Annotated in this window: 15 protein-coding genes; 14 read left to right on the top strand and 1 reads right to left on the bottom strand. The window is 43.7% G+C overall.

Annotated features, from left to right (window positions below; translation table 11 throughout):
• Window positions 1-67 precede the first annotated feature (67 nt).
• Window positions 68-1204 carry a glutamate 5-kinase gene (proB, locus tag ACFOEK_RS14115; RefSeq protein WP_386722034.1) on the top strand — a complete coding sequence of 379 codons (1137 nt, stop codon included), beginning with the start codon at window positions 68-70 and terminating at the stop codon, window positions 1202-1204.
• Between the two features lie 147 nt (window positions 1205-1351).
• On the opposite strand, the gene rpsT is transcribed toward proB, so the two are convergent.
• Window positions 1352-1618, bottom strand: coding sequence for a 30S ribosomal protein S20 (gene rpsT, locus ACFOEK_RS14120; RefSeq protein ID WP_386722036.1), 267 nt, complete (start codon window positions 1616-1618; stop codon window positions 1352-1354).
• A gap of 162 nt (window positions 1619-1780) precedes the next feature.
• Here rpsT and murJ point away from each other — a divergent pair, with 162 nt between their 5' ends.
• From murJ to ACFOEK_RS14185, 13 genes are all read left to right on the top strand, one after another.
• Window positions 1781-3382, top strand: a complete 1602-nt coding sequence (gene murJ, locus ACFOEK_RS14125) for a murein biosynthesis integral membrane protein MurJ (protein WP_386722038.1) — start codon at window positions 1781-1783, stop codon at window positions 3380-3382.
• A gap of 167 nt (window positions 3383-3549) precedes the next feature.
• Entirely contained in the window at window positions 3550-4494 is a 945-nt protein-coding gene (gene ribF, locus ACFOEK_RS14130; RefSeq protein WP_386722040.1) for a bifunctional riboflavin kinase/FAD synthetase, read from the top strand.
• A 131-nt stretch (window positions 4495-4625) separates the two neighbouring features.
• Window positions 4626-7520, top strand: a complete 2895-nt coding sequence (ileS, locus tag ACFOEK_RS14135; protein WP_386722042.1) for an isoleucine--tRNA ligase — start codon at window positions 4626-4628, stop codon at window positions 7518-7520.
• A gap of 21 nt (window positions 7521-7541) precedes the next feature.
• Window positions 7542-8033, top strand: coding sequence for a signal peptidase II (gene lspA / locus ACFOEK_RS14140; RefSeq protein ID WP_386722044.1), 492 nt, complete (start codon window positions 7542-7544; stop codon window positions 8031-8033).
• Complete coding sequence (fkpB, locus tag ACFOEK_RS14145; RefSeq protein WP_386722046.1) at window positions 8030-8500, top strand: FKBP-type peptidyl-prolyl cis-trans isomerase; 471 nt, start codon at window positions 8030-8032, stop codon at window positions 8498-8500. The genes lspA and fkpB overlap by 4 nt, the downstream gene beginning before the upstream one ends.
• Before the next feature lie 27 nt (window positions 8501-8527).
• Window positions 8528-9478: a 4-hydroxy-3-methylbut-2-enyl diphosphate reductase gene (gene ispH / locus ACFOEK_RS14150; RefSeq protein WP_386722048.1), complete on the top strand. Its 951-nt coding sequence runs from the start codon at window positions 8528-8530 to the stop codon at window positions 9476-9478.
• A gap of 208 nt (window positions 9479-9686) precedes the next feature.
• The gene (locus ACFOEK_RS14155) at window positions 9687-10214 is read left to right on the top strand and encodes a GspH/FimT family pseudopilin (RefSeq protein ID WP_386722050.1); all 528 of its coding nucleotides are present in this window, start codon (window positions 9687-9689) and stop codon (window positions 10212-10214) included.
• Window positions 10215-10222: 8 nt separating this feature from the next.
• Window positions 10223-10798: a type IV pilus modification protein PilV gene (gene pilV, locus ACFOEK_RS14160; RefSeq protein ID WP_386722052.1), complete on the top strand. Its 576-nt coding sequence runs from the start codon at window positions 10223-10225 to the stop codon at window positions 10796-10798.
• A 12-nt stretch (window positions 10799-10810) separates the two neighbouring features.
• Window positions 10811-11836 (top strand): prepilin-type N-terminal cleavage/methylation domain-containing protein, encoded by a 1026-nt coding sequence (locus ACFOEK_RS14165; protein WP_386722054.1) that lies wholly within the window; start codon window positions 10811-10813, stop codon window positions 11834-11836.
• 1 nt (window position 11837) lies between these two features.
• Window positions 11838-12443, top strand: coding sequence for a pilus assembly PilX family protein (locus ACFOEK_RS14170; protein ID WP_386722056.1), 606 nt, complete (start codon window positions 11838-11840; stop codon window positions 12441-12443).
• A gap of 18 nt (window positions 12444-12461) precedes the next feature.
• Window positions 12462-15950, top strand: a complete 3489-nt coding sequence (locus tag ACFOEK_RS14175; RefSeq protein ID WP_386722058.1) for a pilus assembly protein — start codon at window positions 12462-12464, stop codon at window positions 15948-15950.
• Entirely contained in the window at window positions 15947-16309 is a 363-nt protein-coding gene (locus ACFOEK_RS14180) for a hypothetical protein (protein WP_386722060.1), read from the top strand. Before ACFOEK_RS14175 ends, ACFOEK_RS14180 begins: the two co-directional genes overlap by 4 nt.
• Entirely contained in the window at window positions 16299-16748 is a 450-nt protein-coding gene (locus tag ACFOEK_RS14185) for a type IV pilin protein (protein WP_386722062.1), read from the top strand. The genes ACFOEK_RS14180 and ACFOEK_RS14185 overlap by 11 nt, the downstream gene beginning before the upstream one ends.
• Window positions 16749-16845 lie beyond the last annotated feature (97 nt).

Here is a 16845-nt window from a genome sequence, read left to right on the forward strand (position 1 = left end):
TGTGACGTTCGTTTATTATGGTTGTTTGTTGTCTTTGAATGAAGATTTGAAAGTCGGCGCGTAAATAATGGCAATGAAGTTTGAAAGTCGTGAGTCTTTAGGGCGATCTGATCGTTGGGTTGTTAAGATTGGCAGTGCTCTGCTGACCAATGATGGTGAGGGTCTTGATCGGGCGGCTATTGCAGGTTGGGTTGATCAAATATCGGCGTTGGTTCGTTCGGGAATTGAGGTTGTTTTAGTGTCTTCCGGTTCTGTGGCGGAAGGAATGAAGCGTCTAGGGTTGGATGCTCGACCTAAAAACATGCATCAACTACAGGCGGCGGCTGCGGTCGGACAGATGGGCTTGGTGCAGGTGTATGAAGAAAACTTCAAGCGTCATCAGCTGCATACGGCTCAAATTCTTTTAACGCATGATGATCTCTCCGATCGTCAGCGTTATCTTAATGCTCGAAGTACATTGAAAGAGTTGATTCGTCTGGGCGTTGTGCCGGTGGTGAATGAAAACGATACCGTTGTTACGGACGAGATTAAGTTTGGTGATAACGATACCTTGGGTGCGTTAGTGGCAAACTTGGTTGAGGCGGATTTGTTGGTAATTTTAACCGATCAGCAAGGTTTGTTTACGGCAGATCCTCGTTCCAACCCTGATGCGACTTTGATCTCGGAAACTCAGGCCAGTAATGAGGCGTTGGATGAAATGGCGTCTGGCGGAGCGGGTGTTTTAGGGCGTGGTGGTATGGCGACGAAAGTTCGGGCGGCGCGTTTAGCGGCTCGTTCCGGGGCGCATACTGTTGTGGCTTCTGGTCGCTTGGATGATGTGTTGCTGAAGGTGTCTTCTGGTCAGGATGTTGGGACTTGGTTTAAGCCGGATGCGCAAACTCTGGATGCCAGAAAGCAGTGGTTGGCCGGGCACTTGCGTGCAAAAGGTGAATTGGTGTTGGATGCTGGGGCTGTGCGTGCATTGACTGAGCAAAATCGTAGCTTGTTGTCGGTGGGTGTTCGTCAGGTGTCGGGTGTTTTTAATCGCGGTGAAGTGGTTGTTTGTCGAGATGAGTCGGGTCATGTGGTGGCGCATGGGTTGGTGAATTACGATGTGGATGAAGTGATTAAAATCTTAGGTAAGTCATCCGAGCGTTTTGAGGAAGTGTTGGGGTATTTGGGTGAGGAAGAGTTAATTCATCGGGATAACTTGGTGTTGATGTAGATCTTTCTATTTGGCGTGTGTTTGGGCTGAATAAATGTGGATGAAGGGTGTCTTTTTGGGCGCCCTTTTTTTTGTGGGCTTTTATGTGAATTTTAGGCATAAAAAAACCGGCTTGTGGCCGGTTTCGCTTAGCAGCTTAACTGCGGATTAGCTGTTAAGTGCTTTAATCTGAGCGCTTAAACGACTCTTAAGGCGAGCTGCTTTGCTCTTAGCAAAAATATTTTTTGTAACCATCTTGTCGATGATTGGTTGAGCAGCTTGGTATGCAGTAGTTGCTGCAGCATGGTCGCCAGCTTCGATTTGCGCTCTCACTTTCTTAATGTACGTGCGTACCATAGAGCGTAGGCTTGCATTGTGTTGGCGGCTCTTTTCTGCTTGGCGAGCACGTTTTTTAGCTTGTGGAGAGTTAGCCACTTGTCTGACTCCTGAGAATTTTTTAACTGAAATTTTTAGACGCGCAACTATGCCTCTATTCGTGCGGAGTGTCAACTATAAATTTAAAGACCGGATGGATGCTGTATACTTGCCTCCCTTGGTGAAATCTTTAAATACTACTTAGTAAATGGAAGGCATAGTTTGTCTGGAAAGGAAAACCCAAATTCGGGTGCTTCGGAAGCAAAAAAAGGCGATGTAAAGGTCTCGCGACCTGGGCTTTTAAAGTCGAGCGCCGTGGTTGCGGTTATGACAATGTTGTCTCGTGTCCTAGGGTTGGTACGAGACGTTGTGGTTGCAATATTCTTTGGAGCATCAGCAGGCGCAGATGCTTTTTTTGTAGCCTTTAAAATACCGAACTTCTTTCGCAGGTTGTTTGCTGAAGGAGCGTTTTCTCAAGCCTTTGTTCCGGTTTTAACGGAATATCAACAAAAGAAAAGTCATGAGCTGGTTCAGGATTTAGTGAATCACGTGGCAGGTATTTTAGGCGGTGTTTTGTTGTTGGTGACGTTTGTCGGGGTCTTGGCGACGCCTTTGCTGGCGATGTTGTTTGCGCCGGGATTTGTGGGGGATGACTATAAGTATCAGCTCACTGTTGAAATGTTACGTTTTACCTTTCCTTATTTGATGTTGGTTTCGTTAACCGCCTTTGCAGGTGGCATTCTTAATAGCTACGGTCGCTTTGCGGTGCCTGCCTTTACGCCTGTGTTGTTGAATCTATCGTTGATTGCATCTGCTGTTTTAATGGCTCCGTATCTTGAAACTCCGGTTATGGCCTTGGCTTACGGTGTGTTAATAGCGGGGATAGTACAACTTCTGTTTCAGTTGCCTTTCTTGGGTGGGCTTGGGCTGTTCCCTTCTCCGAAATATCGTAAAAATCACGAAGGTGTAAAACAGATAGTCACCTTGATGATTCCTGCATTGTTTGGGGTGTCGGTGAGCCAGATTAATTTGTTGCTGGATACGGTATTGGCGTCTTTTTTACAAACCGGCAGTGTCGCGTGGTTGTATTACTCGGATCGATTAACTGAGCTTCCGTTAGGGGTGTTTGGCATTGCAATTGCGACCGTCATTTTGCCATCGTTATCCAGAAAACATACAAATGATGATGGCAAAGCGTTTGCGCAAACTCTGGATTGGGCGGTACGTATGGTGTTGCTGATTGGTGCACCTGCGATGTTGGCTTTGATTGTCCTGGCAGAGCCATTAATTTCGACTCTGTTCTTTCATGGTGCGTTGAAAGAATCGGATATTCCTATGATCAGTGCCAGCTTGCGTGCTTACGCTCTGGGCTTGCTGGCATTTATGTTGATTAAGGTGTTGGCGCCAGGTTTCTTTTCTCGCCAGGATACGAAAACTCCAGTGAAAATAGCGATTCGAGCAATGGTTGCCAATATGGTGCTTAACCTAATGTTGGTGTGGCACTTGGATCATGTTGGCTTGGCGTTGGCAACGGCCTTATCTTCCTGGATGAATGCGATTTGGTTGTATTTGGCGCTGCGTAAGGAATCTGTTTTCCAGTGGCAGCCAGGACTTGTGTCGTATTTGATAAAATTAGTTGTTTCGTGTGTTGTGATGGTGGGTTGCTTGCTTATGTTGGCGCCAGAATCGCAGGTGTGGTTGGTGGGAGATGTATTGACTCGTGTGTTGTGGCTGGCTTCGTTGGTGGTTGTTGGTGCGGTCAGTTACTTCGTAATGTTGTTCTTGTTTGGTTTCAGGCCAAGACACTTTAAGTCGACATCCTGATTTGTGTGGCAGTTGTCTATTTTTTGAGTCGGTGGTGTTTTAAATAATCTGAGTTAGTGGTGTTTTAAATAAAAAGTGGACGACATGCTGAAACGCCTTGGTTTATCCCTGTGCAGCGGCTATTTGCTGTACTATAATGCCCGCTTTTGTTTTTAAGGCTGGGTTGAATGCGCGTAGTTCGTGGAATACATAATCTTCGTTCAGAGCATCGAGGGTGTGTTGCAACGATTGGCAACTTTGATGGTGTCCATAGGGGACATCAGTCGTTGTTGCAGGCGCTAAAACAGAAGGCTCAAGTTCTAGGGCTTCCTGTCACTGTGATCATTTTTGAACCTCAGCCTCGGGAATATTTTGATCGTCAGTCTGAACTCAACTCTGCACCTGGCCGTATTACTCGTTTTAGAGACAAAGTTGAGCGTCTAAAAGCCGAAGGCGTGGATCAAGTTGTCTGCTTGAGCTTTAACGAGCGTTTACGATCGCTGACTGCAGAGCAGTTTGTGAAAGACTTGATTGTTGATGGCTTGGATGTAAAACACTTAGTTGTCGGCGATGACTTTCGATTTGGTTGTGATCGTTCTGGTGATTATGCGTTTTTGAAAAGCGCAGCTCTTCGTTATGGGTTTGAGTTGGCCAGTATGGAAACGCATTGTCATAACAATGAGCGAGTGAGCAGTACCTATATTCGGGAAGCGCTTGATCGTGCTGATTTTGATTTGGCATCTGATTTGTTAGGCTGGCGATATAGTATCTCTGGTAAAGTGGTACACGGTCGAAAACTGGGCCGTCAACTAGGCGTTCCGACAGCCAATATCCAGCTTTCTAACATAAAAGCCCCCTTTAGCGGTGTGTTTGCAGTTGAGGCCAAGTTGGGTGATGTGCGTATGCCTTCGGTGGCTAATCTTGGAATTAAACCGACCGTGAATGGTATTGCGCCGTCGTTGGAGGTGCATGTGCTGTCTAACTTAGCGTCACAGGATCTCTACGGTAAGCGTCTAACGATCGAGTTTAAAAAGAAAATCCGGGATGAAAAGAAGTTTGATGGCATTGATGCACTTAAAGCGGCCATCGAACAAGATATACAAGTTGCCAAAGCGTATTTTGAGTTAGATTGATACACCATTAATAATGGCTCGTTATCATTTACGCTTTGCTGATTAGTTATGAATAGATTTGACTGCGGTTTATACAACTTGCAGCAAGTATAAAAATTAGATGAAGACCCAACAGGTTTTGGAAAAATAGTATGGCTGATTACAAATCCACATTGAACTTGCCGGATACAGAATTTCCGATGCGTGGCAACCTGGCTAAACGTGAGCCAGAGCGGCTAAAACGCTGGGAAGAAAATGGACTGTATCAGAAAATTCGCGAAGCAAAAGCGGGTCGCGAGAAATTCATTTTGCATGACGGTCCTCCGTATGCAAACGGTGATATTCATATTGGTCATGCGGTTAATAAAATTCTAAAAGACATCATTGTTAAGGCGCGAACCTTAAGTGGCTTTGATGCGCCTTATGTGCCTGGCTGGGACTGTCATGGTTTACCCATCGAACATAAAGTGGAAGGTTTGATCGGTAAAGCAGGTGTGGCGGTTGATCCGGCGACATTCCGTACTGAATGTCGCAAATATGCGATGACTCAGGTAGATGGTCAGCGTAAGGATTTCAAACGGTTGATGATTTTGGGGGATTGGGATAATCCATATCTCACCATGAACTTCAAAACTGAAGCTGACATCATCCGTTCATTGGGCAAGATTGTAGACAACAAGCACGTCACTAAAGGCTTTAAGCCCGTTAACTGGTGTATGGATTGTGGTTCTGCTTTGGCTGAAGCAGAAGTGGAATATCAGGATAAAAAGTCTGTATCTATTGATGTGAAGTTTGCGTTTGCAGACAGTGCTGAATTGATCAAGCGCTTTACTCCGGTAGAGGGTGTTGATGCGGATCTAAATGGCTTAACTGCCAGCATTGTTATTTGGACAACCACTCCTTGGACGCTACCGGCGAACGAAGCGGTTTCAGTGCATCCTGAATTAGAATACTCATTAGTGCATTTGAAAGAAGCTAACGAACTAATCGTCTTGGCTTCCGCGTTGGTTGAGGATGCTTTGGGTCGTTATGGTATCGAAGCAGAGCAAGCTCAAGTAGTTGCTACGGCAAAAGGTAAAGACTTTGGTTGGGTAGTTGGTGAAGCTGAAGATCAACAACTGTTGATTCAGCATCCGTTTATGCCGTCAGAGAGTGACAAAAATGCGCCTAAGCTTGTTCATGTAATTACAGGTGATCATGTAACGGCTGATTCAGGTACTGGCTCCGTTCATACAGCGCCTTTCCATGGTGCAGATGACCATAATGTTTGTAAAGGTTTCAACATAGACTCCAAGCAAATGTTGGTGAACAGCGATGGTGACTATATTTCAACCCCAGCGTTGGAAGCGTTCGAATTGAGTGGGCTGTCGGTGGCGGATAAAGGCAACTTCCGTGTACTGGGGATTTTGAATGAAAAAGGTGCCTTGCTGAAGAAGCAAAACCTAACACACAGTTATCCACATTGCTGGCGTCATAAGTCGCCGATTATTTTCCGTGCGACGCCTCAGTGGTTCATCAGCATGACTGAAAATGGTCTGCTTGAAAATGCCATGAAAGAGGTCAATGAGTCCGTTGAATGGCGTCCAGGTTGGGGTAAAGCGCGTATTGATTCGATGATGACAGATCGTCCTGACTGGTGCATTTCTCGTCAACGTACCTGGGGTGTGCCGATTGCACTGTTTGTACACAAAGCAACGGGTGAGCTTCATCCTGATTCGGCAAACCTGATTGAGCAAGTAGCTCTTAAGGTTGAAGAAAAAGGCATTGATGCCTGGTTTGAGTTGGACGCCTCTGAATTATTGGGCGATGACGCGGAGAGCTATGACAAAGTAACTGATACTTTGGATGTTTGGTTTGATTCCGGTGTGACGCATTACTCCGTATTGGATCAGAACGATCAATTGGTGTCTCCGGCGGATTTATATCTGGAAGGTTCAGATCAGCATCGAGGTTGGTTCCAGTCGTCGCTGTTAACCAGCGTCGCGATTCGAGAGGCAGCACCTTATAAAACGGTTCTGACTCACGGCTTTACGGTCGACCAAGATGGTCGCAAGATGTCGAAATCTCTGGGGAATGTGATTGCACCTCAAGAGAAAGTAGATCAGTTGGGTGCCGACATTCTCCGCTTATGGGTGGCTTCTACTGACTATGCCGGTGAAATGACGGTATCAGATGAGATCTTGAAGCGTACAGCAGACTCTTACCGTCGTATTCGTAATACCGCGCGTTTCTTGTTGGCGAACTTGAAAGGCTTTAATCCTGAAACGGATATGTTGGCTCCTGCTGACATCCTTCCATTGGACGCCTGGGCTATCGCTGAAACTGAGAAGCTGCAGAAAGAAGTGATCGCGGCGTATGATGACTATGCGATGTTGAGCATTTATCAGAAGGTTCATAACTTCTGTGTTATCGAGTTGGGTGGTTTTTATCTGGATGTTATTAAAGATCGCCAGTACACCACCAAAGCAGACAGTCATGCACGTCGTAGTTGTCAGACAGCACTTTATTATGTGCTTCAAGCAATGACACGTTGGATCGCTCCAATCTTATCGTTTACAGCCGAAGAAATGTTGGAATTTACTCCGGGTGCGACTGAAGAATCTGTGTTTTTGACAGAGTGGTTTGATGCCTTCCCTGAGCTTCCGAAACAAGAGTTGGATGATGCCTTTTGGCGTCAAGTAATGTCGATTAAGACCGAAGTGAACAAGGCGCTAGAACAGGCTCGTAATGATAAAGTCATTAAAGGCAGTCTGACGGCGGAGGTAACCTTGTATTGCAATGACGAAGTCAAAGCGGTACTTGACCGTTTAGAAGATGAGTTGCGTTTTGTTCTTATTACATCGGCGGCAACTGTGGTTCAAGGTAATGGTGGTCAACCTTCTGATATCGACGGTTTGGCGATTGAGGTTACCAGTACAGAGAAAGAGAAATGTGAGCGTTGCTGGCATCATACCGATGATGTAGGCGCGAATGATCAGCATCCAACTTTGTGTGGCCGCTGTGTTGAAAACGTTGAAGGTCAGGGAGAGCAGCGTCAGTTCGCATAAGCGATCTGGCGGAGTGTTTATATGGCTTTAGAATTTCAACAAAAACGCGCAATTTGGTTGATCCTGGCCGTGACCGTTATCGCCTTGGATTATATTAGTAAACAAGTGGCTTCCACTGTGCTGGTTTATGGGCAATCTGTAGAAGTAATGCCAATGTTTAATTGGACTTTGCTTCATAACTACGGAGCTGCCTTTAGCTTTCTGTCTGATCAAGGTGGTTGGCAACGTTGGTTCTTTGCAGGCATTGCTTTTGTCGTATCAACCGGCTTAATAGGCTGGTTGTTATTTGGCAAGCAGGTGTCTCAGTGGGAGAAGGTTGCCATCGCGTTGGTGCTGGGCGGCGCGTTAGGAAATCTATACGATCGCATGGTGTATGGCTATGTGATCGACTTTATTCATGTGTATTACGATGTCTATCATTTCCCTGCCTTTAATCTAGCGGATACCGCTATTTCAATTGGGGCCGCTATTTTAGTGATAGATTCTTTATTTATGGCGCGGAGATCTGAATGAGTACTAGTGCTACAAAAATCGCTGAGGGCATGGAAGTCACTCTACATTTTGCAATCATGCTATCGGATGGCGCTGTTGTTGATTCAAACTTTGAAACTCAACCTGCTACCTTTGTAATGGGCGACGGTAATTTATTACCTGGCTTTGAGGAAGTGATGGTTGGGCTGACTGCGGGTGATGAGCAAACCTTTACACTACTGCCTGAAAAAGCGTTTGGGCAGCCAAATCCGAACAATGTTCAGTCCTTTAAGCGAGATCAGTTTGCTGAAGATATGAACCTTGAGCCTGGCTTAATGTTGTCGTTTGCGGATGCCAATAAAGCTGAGTTGCCGGGTGTGGTTAAATCCGTATTGGAAAACGAAGTAATTGTGGATTTTAACCACCCTTTGGCTGGCGAAACATTAGAATTTAAAGTAAAGATTGTTAATGTTCAGCCTGTTCAAGAGCAAGCGACTGCGGCTAATTAATGATTGTTTTGGTGCAAAGGTACAGTGATGAAAATTAAATTGGCAAATCCTCGTGGCTTCTGTGCTGGTGTTGATCGAGCCATTGAAATTGTAAATCGTGCCTTGGATGTGTTCGGGGCACCAATTTACGTTCGTCACGAAGTGGTCCACAACCGATTTGTGGTTAATGGCTTGAAAAGTCGCGGTGCTATTTTTGTCGATGAATTGGATGAAGTGCCTGATGATAACTTGGTGATCTTCAGTGCTCATGGTGTCTCAAAAGCCGTTCAGGATGAAGCGAAACGTCGGGGTTTGAAAGTCTTCGATGCGACCTGTCCTTTGGTGACAAAAGTTCATATGGAAGTGACCAAGTTCAGTCGTGAAGGTCGTGAATGTGTACTTATTGGCCATGCGGGTCATCCAGAAGTGGAAGGCACCATGGGACAGTACGATCACAGTTATGGTGGTGATATATATCTGGTTGAAAATGAACAGGATGCATATCAGCTTCAGGTCAAGAATCCAGATAAATTAGCGTATGTCACTCAAACAACCCTATCGATGGATGATACCGCCAAAGTAATCGAAGCCTTACGTGAAACCTTTCCAAAGATTGAAGGGCCGCGTAAAGACGACATTTGTTACGCCACTCAAAACCGTCAGGATGCAGTGAAAGAACTTGCGTCGGATTGTGACTTAGTTTTGGTAGTTGGCTCGCCAAACAGCTCTAACTCCAATCGCTTGCGTGAACTGTCTGAGCGAATCGGCTGTTCTGCGTATTTGATTGATGATGCCGACCAGATCGAAAAATCCTGGTTGGACGGTGTTCAAAGCATAGGTATTACTGCGGGTGCCTCTGCCCCTGAAGTACTTGTTCGTGGGGTGGTTGAGCGCCTTAAAGCACTTGGTGCAGATGCACCGGAAGAACTTGAAGGCAAGCCTGAAAACGTTGTTTTCTCCATGCCTAAAGAGCTTCGAATCCCTGTTACCGAGGTTTAAATCTCGGTAACATCCCTTCTTTGATATCTGAATACTTCCCCTTTGTTCTGTGATTCTATTCACATAATTATTTCTCCTAGATTCAAGTTGTTACCATTTATTCCGTAGAAACTACCCGTTGGTCTGTAATGGCTCTCTGGCTGGTCTTTCTTTACTTATACTTTCAATATCGAAAACCGCCTTTTATGGAATTGGGGATAGCACATTAATGAAATTTCTATCATGCAGGCAGACAGGTTTTAGCCTAGTTGAATTGGTATTTGTACTAGGAATAGCGGGAGTGTTGATGCTTGTCGCGTTTCCAACCTTTAACGATATGCTCCAGGGGCAACGTTTAAAAACTCAGACGAATGAGACCTTGGCTGCTGTTATTTATGCTAAAAGTGAAGCTTTGAAACGCCGATCATCTGTGACCGTGTGTGCAATGAAAACGAATGTTGATAATCAATGTGGTACTTCCCCAACTGAGTGGGCGAATGGTTGGATTGTTTTTGACGATATTAATGGAGATGGAATTGTTAGCAATAATGATGAGATTCTAAGGTATCGGGGTGATTACAAAAAACTGGATTCGCAAGGGACGCTCACAGGGTTAATTTTTGATGGTGAAGGTATAGCTGATGTTAGTGGCGATATAGAGTTTTGTTATGGCCAAGCTAATGGCAATAAGATGCGTCGGTTGTCCGTTAACCCTGCGGGTAATCCCATTATTTCATCGCATGCAGTGTGTAACTAGAGGTGGTTATGAAAAGAATTCAGTCTGGTTTTACAATGATCGAAGTCTTAGTGGCGGCAATCATACTAATGGCGTCTTTATTAGGTATGGGGGCGCTACAGAGCACAACGATGAATAAAACGAATAGCGCAATGAATAAAACTCAGGCTACAGAAGCAATGAATTATATTGCTAATGCTTTACGGTCTCAGTGGTCCACAAATCCATCACAGGATACTGGTGTTGATGCTGCTTATAACGACTTTGTTGCAGACTTTGCTAGTGGAAGTAACTATCAAAATAATTTTGTTGACGATTGTGGTTCTGGATGTAGTCGACAGCAGATGACTGATCATATGTTGGCATCTTGGGAAAGGATGATTGGAGAGAATCTGCCACAAGGTAAGGGAACGATTGTGCAACAAACAAAGAATTTGGATGTGGATGGTGATTCAGTTTCAACCACGTACTATGAAATAACGATAATGTGGGATGATCGCCAGATGGCCCAACAAGCTTCTGGTGAAATGGCAACCTTGGGAACGAATTGCAGTGGTAACCCCAAGGTAGATCTTGCATGTTTGAGAGCTATTGTTCGTCCTTAAGGTGAGGTCATTATGTTGAATATATCCCGTCGCAAAGGTTTTACATTAATAGAAATTATGATTGCAATGTTGATCGCGGCTACCTTGCTACTGGCTGTGACACGATTGTTTTCTCGAATAGGTGAAACCTTTGATCAGAATGCAAAAGCATTAGAGTTGATGGAGTCTACTCGAGTTGCACTAAGATTTGTTAAAAGTGATTTGATTCAAGCAGGTTATATGGGATGTGTTCAAACCGCTCAGATAGATGGGGGGGATACAGAATATCAATCTCGAATAGGAAGCATTATCTCCGATACTCAGGAACTGGGCAATGGAGTATGGGGAGAAGATGGGGCAGGAGGAACCCCCGATACTCTTAATATTTTCTATGTTCAAGATCTGGATATTCGTGTATTGAAAACAAACATTAGGTTGTTTGGAACCAACTCTCTGGATGTCGAAGCAAAAAATGTTTTTGATGAGGATGGCAATCCTGTGATCAACGAAGGAGACTGGCTTGCTGCTTATGATTGCGGTGAGGCGATGCCTTTTATCCTAACCAATACGCCAGTCTCGTATGATACTACCTCTACTAATTTTTATATTCCTGGTGTTGCGTATAATAATTTGGCAACCACTTTGAATTTTCAAACAGGGGTGTCCTATAACGGTCACGAGAATGAAGATTTTCATGGTCGTAATGTTAGCTTTACTTTTCGTGCCGATGATGGTGGCGCAGCTATGTTGGGGAAATATCAGCAGGTCACTTATATGGTTGATGATTCTGAAGTCGATGGTGGGGCAACAAAATCTTTATATCGTTTAGTGAATGATGAGGCGCCAAGTATTTCAAATGAAATGATTCGTTTGGTAGAAGACTTTCAAGTCGAGTATGGGATTGATGATGATGAAGATGGTGTTGTTGATTTCTATCAGGACAGTTTAACTAGCAATGATGATGTTCCTGTGATGGTACGTGTAACTGTTGAGCTTTCTGGTAGTCTGCATTCGCAATCACTCTATAACATTGTCAAGCTACGTAATAAGGCGTTGTAATATGAAAAAGCAAGTTATGAGAAATCTGCCATTGCCATTCAAAAAGCGCCAATCTGGCAACGTTCTATTAGTCTGTTTGGCTCTTATGATGATAATGACGTTATGGGGGATTTCTTCAACCAGAAATGTCGCTCTTTCGCTTCAAGGAAATTATAACGCTCAAATGAAGCAGTACTCATTTGAGGCGGCCGAATTTACTGTGCGTCAAGTAGAACAAATGTTAGAGAATGAAATTACTTTGGCAGAGCAGATACCTGATACTTTTAATGGCACAAATGGACGTTATTCATTGGCTTTAGATATTCCTCAGAATGTAGATTTAGTTATGGTGCCAGCAGATTTTGATTACCGTGTTTCCCAAGATTGGCTTGAAAGCTATGGTGATGAGGAATACTGGAAAGAGCTTTCATATATAGAAGTAGAGTATGACAGTGATCCGGATAGTCCAACATTTATGGAGCGTCAGCCCAGGGCTATTATTGAATACTTAGGACGTGAGGCAAAGGGAGATGAGTCGAGATATGTGTTTCGTATTTCTGCGATTGCTTGGGGGTTGCAGGGGTTAGCTTCCTCTGTTGTTCGAACTCACTATACGTTAGAACTTTAAATACTGGGAAGATTGATCATGAATATGACATTGAAAAAAGCATTACTTCCGGTATGGGTCTCAGGCCTTATGGTGATGGCTAATGCCAGTTATGCTGCTCCAGGTGAAATTAAGGATCGGCCTTTGTTTCTGGGGTTCAGTGTACAACCGAATATTTACTTTATGGTGGATGATTCTGGCTCCATGGGATGGGGGGTGACTAAAACTACGGAGGCTAAGGAAATCTATCCTGATGGTCAGTATAGTGTTACTTATCCTGTGTGTTATACCTACTATAATGGGCAATGGCAGAGCGTAACTAATTCACAGGTACCAAATTGCCCATCAAATCATTTTTATCAAATAACGACTGATACGGAGCGTCTTTATCGTGACCGAGATGATATTGATTTTACTCCGAGTAAGGCAACTAGCGTTTGGGACTTTGATTATACAATCTATGATACTGACGCATTTTATGCATCAACAGATTTGATTGATGACCAAGGGTATTACAGCGAAGAGATCCTAGAATCTTGTTCGGGCTATAACGCCACAGCTTACGATCCAACTCAAACTTATACACCATGGGCAACTTATTCAGATTCTACGGCTAATCGAAGTGGCGATGGTTATATCCCGTGGAATGACGATGGTGATGGTGTGTTTGAGGAAGGTGAGTGCTCTACACGTTATGCTGATCGGGTGCTTTACAATAATTTAAGTGATGCTGAAAAGAAAAACTACCGTAATTGGTATACCTATTATCGTGAGCGTACTCGAGTTGCGAAGAAAGCAATTTCAGAAGTGGTTCAAAACTCTGATGCGCGTATGGGCTTGGCTGCTATTAATAGCGGACAATATTATGCAGTTAATGACATGACTGTGGACTCTAATAAGTCTGCTTTATTGAATGAGGTTTTTGATGTTCCTGCAAGTGGTGGTACTCCGTTAAGAAACGCATTAAAAAGTGCAGGTGAGTATTACTCAGGATCAAGCAGTCCAATTCAATCGGAAGATGAAGGAGGGTCTTGCCAGCAAAATTATACGATTTTAATGACCGATGGGTATTGGAATGGGAGCTCTCCAAGTGTTGGTAATGTAGATGGTACTTCTGCAAGTTCATTAATCAGAGCTTCTGATAAAGATAGTGCTTCAAGCACTCTTGCCGATGTAGCTATGAAATATTACGCCACAGATCTTAAGACCTCGTTAGATAATGAAGTTCCGGTCATTGATGGTGTTGATGAGAATTCTGCTCAGCACATGGTCACTTTTACTGTGGCATTTGGTGTGAATGGTCAAATTGAGCCAAACGATACAACTTCTGGCCGTGAAACTGATGAAGATGGTATGCCGAAATACCCAGATCAGAGTTTTGATTGGCCAACCCCAAGTAGTAATACTGATTCAACCATTGATGATGTTCGTCATGCAGCATGGAATGGACGAGGCTTATATCTTAATGCTAAGAATCCGCAGAGCTTGATTGATTCTTTGGAAGCATCAATTGATGAGATTGAAAGTAGGACTGGTACTGCATCTGCTCTCGCTTTTAACTCATCTAGTTATCGAACAGATAGTAAGTTTTACTATGCGCAGTTTACTTCCGGGTCCTGGGGAGGGGAGCTTATAGCCCAAGAGCTTACGTCTGATTTGGAAGCCGGTGCTGAGATATGGAAAGCTTCTTCAGAGTTGGATGACATTGCACATTCGAGCCGTGAAGTTTTGACTTACAATAAGGCTTCAGGAAAAGGCGTGCCATTTAATGTGGCAAACCTTCCTACTGAGCACTATAACGATTTAAAAACGATTTATGACTCAGAGTACAATGCTTATTATACGACTGAGTCGAGCTTTATTACTGATGCGGTAGATTATTTAAGAGGTGATCGTTCTAACGAAGGTGCCAGTGCTGGTTCCTTCAGAGATAGATCTACCGCGTTGGGTGACATTATTAATTCAACCCCGGTGTATGTAGCGGGTCCAATTGCAAACTGGCCTTCCTTTATCGAAGCTGGGTATATCACTTATCAGCGTTCTGTTAGTAATCGTGATCCAATGATATATGTCGGCGCAAACGACGGTATGTTGCACGCGATTGATGCTAATACTGGTAAAGAAGTTTTTGCTTATGTGCCTTACGGCATTACTTCAACCGACACGGATAAAGGCCTGCATTATCTAGTCGATCAGGACTATAACCACAGATATTATGTGGATGGTACAGCTAGTATTTCGGATGCCTATATCGATGGTTCATGGAAAACTCTGTTGTTGGGTAGTCTAGGGGCTGGAGGTAAAACTATCTTTGCCTTAGATGTAACAAATCCTAAAAGTGTGGGTGAAAGCAGTGCAGCGTCTTCTGTTTTGTGGGAAGTTGAGCTGGATGATTTAGGCCTTACCTATCCAGAAGCGAAAGTTGCAAGAATGAATGATGGTAGCTGGGTGGTTGTAGTAGCTAATGGCTATCACAATACTAAGGATGGTAAAGCTAAAATCTTTTTGCTCGACATAGAGACTGGTAACCTTGTAAAAACCTTTGACACTGGTTATGGCAGTTTGACATCAGGTAAATGTGAAGATGCTTGTAATGGTATGTCTAGTGTTACATTAAGGGATATTGATGAGGATGGTACTGTTGATTTCATTTACGCTGGTGATGTAAAGGGAAATGTCTGGGCAATAAATGCATACTCTGAGAATCCATCTGAGTGGGTGTTTGATAGCCAAGTGACCTATGCTGATGGTGTAATGCTTGGTTTCGGTGGAAGTTCAATTGAGCCTATTTTTATTACTGAGAACCGTCGCCCTATTACAACAAGCTTGGTTGTGGTTGAAAATCCACAATCTATAGCCGCAAATACATGGCCGAATCAGCTACTATTCTTTGGTTCTGGACAATTTATTGCTAGTGGGGATCATGATACTACGGATACTGAGCATGTTTATGCCGTTATGCATGCTAACAGTAAATATGAATTGTCAGTATCAGATGATTCGGAATTGTTCGCTAAGCGGATTATTGTAGAGGATACAGTTAATGTTGGAGGTGAAACGTTAATTGTAAGGAGCATTCAGCCTGAAAATGAGGACGAAGAGACATTTACCTATGGTTATGATGTTTCTGCTTCGGGAATTCAAGAAAAAATGGGGTGGTACATTGCTTTACCTACAAGTGGAGAACGTGTAGTACATGATCCTCTAACAGTAACTGACCATGTTGTTTTTAATACATTGGTTCCTGAGTCTGATCCTTGTTCTTTTGGGGCGAGTGGTTTTACGATGGTTATTTCTTTGATCTTCGGGCTTAATCCTGAAACACCAATTTTAGATTTTAATCAGGATGGGGTAATTGATTCCGATGATCAGGATCTGGCTGGGTATGAATTAGATAGTCCACCTGCAGGGTTAACAAAGTTGGGTAGTAAAGGTTTGGGGCAATCTACTTTTGAACAGCCTGAGTTCGAACTTCTAAATTTATATGGTGATACGCCTAAACGTATTTCTTGGGAGGACTTAAAATGAGTAACTTTATTCGTATCCTCTTTGTTTCCCTTTTCATAGGGGGGATATCTTGGGGGGCTCAAGCTCAAACTCTCCCTCCTCCCGATAACGATGTCCACCAGGGCTATGATGAAATAGGGGTCATTGACTCATTTATGGCTGATAAGATAGTTGTTTCTGATTCAGTTTATACTCTTTCAAGCTTTGTCTCCTGCTTCGATGTGAGAGGTAATAAAGATATTGCTTGTTATGGAACGAAGAAAGCTAAATGGGTAGGCTTGATCTTCGATGATGGGATAACAGCCCAAGGAATACAGTTAAAGTCAATCCATCAGTTATCTGAATCGCAATATAAGGCATTGGTGAAAGATGAAGAGTAGTAAAAGTAATCAAGGGTTTTCTTTGGTTGAGCTAATGATTGGTGTGGTAATCATTGGGATTCTTGGGGTTGTTGCATTTCCTTCCTATCAGGAGTTTATTCGTACTGGAAACAGAGCGGATGCCATGGGGCAATTAGTGGAGTTAACTATTGAGATGGAGCAGTTCAGAGCCTCGAACAATACGTATGCTGGTGCCGCTCAAGGTGGTGGTGATACTGGCACGCCTGATTCTGACTTACTTATGGAGTTAGATGAGTATGTCACCAATAATTATACAGTTACTATCTTAGCTGCAGATCGAGACAGTTTCATGTTGAGAGCTGTTCCTGTAGGGATGCAAGAAGATGATGTTTGTGGAACTATTACTATAGGCTTAAACGGTGACTTTAATTATGCGCCTCTAGATGGTTCAGTCGCGCCTGATTCGTGTGAGAAATAATCCTGATTTTCATTGAAATGTCATAATTTCCTAATTCTTTCTTAGATACTTCAGGTATCGGTCTTTATATATTCGCCCTAACGGATTAACTAATCAC

Origin of the sequence: Litoribrevibacter euphylliae, from assembly GCF_042646085.1 — a bacterium.
GTDB classification, from domain to species: Bacteria; Pseudomonadota; Gammaproteobacteria; order Pseudomonadales; family Litoribrevibacteraceae; genus Litoribrevibacter; species Litoribrevibacter euphylliae.

Coding starts and splice junctions, on each gene's coding strand:
- proB (WP_386722034.1), top strand. CDS start 68: ATGGCAATGAAGTTTGAAAGTCGTGAGTCTTTAGGGCGATCTGATCGT.
- ribF (WP_386722040.1), top strand. CDS start 3,550: ATGCGCGTAGTTCGTGGAATACATAATCTTCGTTCAGAGCATCGAGGG.
- ileS (WP_386722042.1), top strand. CDS start 4,626: ATGGCTGATTACAAATCCACATTGAACTTGCCGGATACAGAATTTCCG.
- lspA (WP_386722044.1), top strand. CDS start 7,542: ATGGCTTTAGAATTTCAACAAAAACGCGCAATTTGGTTGATCCTGGCC.
- fkpB (WP_386722046.1), top strand. CDS start 8,030: ATGAGTACTAGTGCTACAAAAATCGCTGAGGGCATGGAAGTCACTCTA.
- ispH (WP_386722048.1), top strand. CDS start 8,528: ATGAAAATTAAATTGGCAAATCCTCGTGGCTTCTGTGCTGGTGTTGAT.
- ACFOEK_RS14155 (WP_386722050.1), top strand. CDS start 9,687: ATGAAATTTCTATCATGCAGGCAGACAGGTTTTAGCCTAGTTGAATTG.
- pilV (WP_386722052.1), top strand. CDS start 10,223: ATGAAAAGAATTCAGTCTGGTTTTACAATGATCGAAGTCTTAGTGGCG.
- ACFOEK_RS14165 (WP_386722054.1), top strand. CDS start 10,811: ATGTTGAATATATCCCGTCGCAAAGGTTTTACATTAATAGAAATTATG.
- ACFOEK_RS14170 (WP_386722056.1), top strand. CDS start 11,838: ATGAAAAAGCAAGTTATGAGAAATCTGCCATTGCCATTCAAAAAGCGC.
- ACFOEK_RS14175 (WP_386722058.1), top strand. CDS start 12,462: ATGAATATGACATTGAAAAAAGCATTACTTCCGGTATGGGTCTCAGGC.
- ACFOEK_RS14180 (WP_386722060.1), top strand. CDS start 15,947: ATGAGTAACTTTATTCGTATCCTCTTTGTTTCCCTTTTCATAGGGGGG.
- ACFOEK_RS14185 (WP_386722062.1), top strand. CDS start 16,299: ATGAAGAGTAGTAAAAGTAATCAAGGGTTTTCTTTGGTTGAGCTAATG.